The following is a 512-nucleotide window of genomic DNA, read 5'->3' as shown; positions in this document are numbered from 1 at the left end:
GGTGAAATCAATGCCCGTGTTGAAAAGAATGAACGGACCTTTATCACCACTTTGACTAAGAAAATGGCTGAAGACTTAACCGACTACTTCAAAGAAATGGGCATCAAAGAAATGGGCATCAAGGTCAAGATCAAGACCTTGGAACGAACGGAGATTATCCGTGACTTGCGCTTGGGTGTCTTTGATGTCTTGGTCGGAATCAACCTGCTCCGTGAAGGGATTGACGTTCCTGAGGTAAGCTTGGTAGCCATTCTCGATGCTGACAAGGAAGGTTTCCTTCGTAACGAACGTGGATTGATTCAGACCATTGGACGTGCTGCCCGTAATAGCGAAGGCCATGTCATCATGTATGCAGACACGATGACTCAGTCTATGCAACGTGCTATAGATGAAACGGCTCGTCGTCGGAAAATCCAGATGGCTTATAATGAAGAGCATGGTATCGTACCACAAACCATCAAAAAGGAAATCCGTGACCTGATTGCCGTAACCAAGGCTGCCGTGACCAAGGC

1 protein-coding gene is annotated in these 512 nt (G+C 46.9%); it reads left to right on the top strand.

Annotation, left to right across the window (positions count from 1 at the left end; all coding sequences use genetic code 11):
* Positions 1-512, top strand: a 512-nt coding sequence (locus D8863_RS10995; RefSeq protein ID WP_260469812.1) for a helicase-related protein, incomplete at both ends; no start/stop codon positions are given.

The sequence above is a fragment of the Streptococcus oralis genome (assembly GCF_003943825.1).
GTDB classification, from domain to species: domain Bacteria; phylum Bacillota; class Bacilli; order Lactobacillales; family Streptococcaceae; genus Streptococcus; species Streptococcus oralis_CD.
This window is presented reverse-complemented; position numbering and strand designations above follow the sequence as displayed.